The organism is Streptomyces sp. NPDC048001 (assembly GCF_043203115.1).
Classification (GTDB): domain Bacteria; phylum Actinomycetota; class Actinomycetes; order Streptomycetales; family Streptomycetaceae; genus Streptomyces; species Streptomyces sanyensis.
The window spans coordinates 1-1,851 of record NZ_JBIDBN010000030.1; the positions used below are offsets into that span (position 1 = coordinate 1).

Sequence of the window (1,851 nt, forward strand, 5' to 3'; positions counted from 1 at the left end):
TGTGATGGGTAGGGGAGCGTCGTGTGCCGGGTGAAGCAGCCGCGGAAGCGAGTTGTGGACGGTTCACGAGTGAGAATGCAGGCATGAGTAGCGATACACACGTGAGAAACGTGTGCGCCGATTGACTAAGGGTTCCTGGGTCAAGCTGATCTGCCCAGGGTAAGTCGGGACCTAAGGCGAGGCCGACAGGCGTAGTCGATGGACAACCGGTTGATATTCCGGTACCCGCTTTGAAACGCCCAATATCGAGCCCGTTGATGCTAAGGCCGTGAAGCCGCCTGTCTGCAGCTTTGCTGTGGGTGGGAGTGGTGGAGCCGCTGACCCGAGACGGTAGTAGGTAAGCGATGGGGTGACGCAGGAAGGTAGTCCAGCCCGGGCGGTGGTTGTCCCGGGGTAAGGGTGTAGCCCGAGGGGTAGGTAAATCCGTCCCTCTTGTGGGTGAGACCTGATGCCGAGCCGATTGTGGTGAAGTGGATGATCCTATGCTGTCGAGAAAAGCCTCTAGCGAGTTTCATGGCGGCCCGTACCCTAAACCGACTCAGGTGGTCAGGTAGAGAATACCGAGGCGTTCGGGTGAACTATGGTTAAGGAACTCGGCAAAATGCCCCCGTAACTTCGGGAGAAGGGGGGCCATGTCTGGTGATCATCTTTACGGTGTGAGCTGGGTGTGGCCGCAGAGACCAGCGAGAAGCGACTGTTTACTAAAAACACAGGTCCGTGCGAAGCCGTAAGGCGATGTATACGGACTGACGCCTGCCCGGTGCTGGAACGTTAAGGGGACCGGTTAGCTGATCTTCGGGTTGGCGAAGCTGAGAACTTAAGCGCCAGTAAACGGCGGTGGTAACTATAACCATCCTAAGGTAGCGAAATTCCTTGTCGGGTAAGTTCCGACCTGCACGAATGGCGTAACGACTTCTCGACTGTCTCAACCATAGGCCCGGTGAAATTGCACTACGAGTAAAGATGCTCGTTTCGCGCAGCAGGACGGAAAGACCCCGGGACCTTTACTACAGTTTGATATTGGTGTTCGGTTCGGCTTGTGTAGGATAGGTGGGAGACTGTGAAGCCCGTACGCCAGTATGGGTGGAGTCGTCGTTGAAATACCACTCTGGTCGTGCTGGATGTCTAACCTGGGTCCGTGATCCGGATCAGGGACAGTGTCTGATGGGTAGTTTAACTGGGGCGGTTGCCTCCTAAAGGGTAACGGAGGCGCCCAAAGGTTCCCTCAGCCTGGTTGGCAATCAGGTGTTGAGTGTAAGTGCACAAGGGAGCTTGACTGTGAGACCGACGGGTCGAGCAGGGACGAAAGTCGGGACTAGTGATCCGGCGGTGGCTTGTGGAAGCGCCGTCGCTCAACGGATAAAAGGTACCCCGGGGATAACAGGCTGATCTTCCCCAAGAGTCCATATCGACGGGATGGTTTGGCACCTCGATGTCGGCTCGTCGCATCCTGGGGCTGGAGTCGGTCCCAAGGGTTGGGCTGTTCGCCCATTAAAGCGGTACGCGAGCTGGGTTTAGAACGTCGTGAGACAGTTCGGTCCCTATCCGCTGTGCGCGTAGGAGTCTTGAGAAGGGCTGTCCCTAGTACGAGAGGACCGGGACGGACGAACCTCTGGTGTGCCAGTTGTTCTGCCAAGGGCATGGCTGGTTGGCTACGTTCGGAAAGGATAACCGCTGAAAGCATCTAAGCGGGAAGCCTGCTTCGAGATGAGGGCTCCCACCTCCTTGAGAGGGTAAGGCTCCCAGTAGACGACTGGGTTGATAGGCCGGATATGGAAGCCAGGTAACTGGTGGAGTTGACCGGTACTAATAGGCCGAGGGCTTGTCCTCAGTTGCTCGCGTCCACTGTGT

The 1,851-nt window shown here is 56.9% G+C and carries 1 rRNA gene; it reads left to right on the plus strand.

The features are described from left to right. Positions 1 to 1,830: ribosomal RNA gene (locus ACGF15_RS29100) — 23S ribosomal RNA — on the plus strand; the annotation flags it as partial. Positions 1,831 to 1,851: the final 21 nt, after the last annotated feature.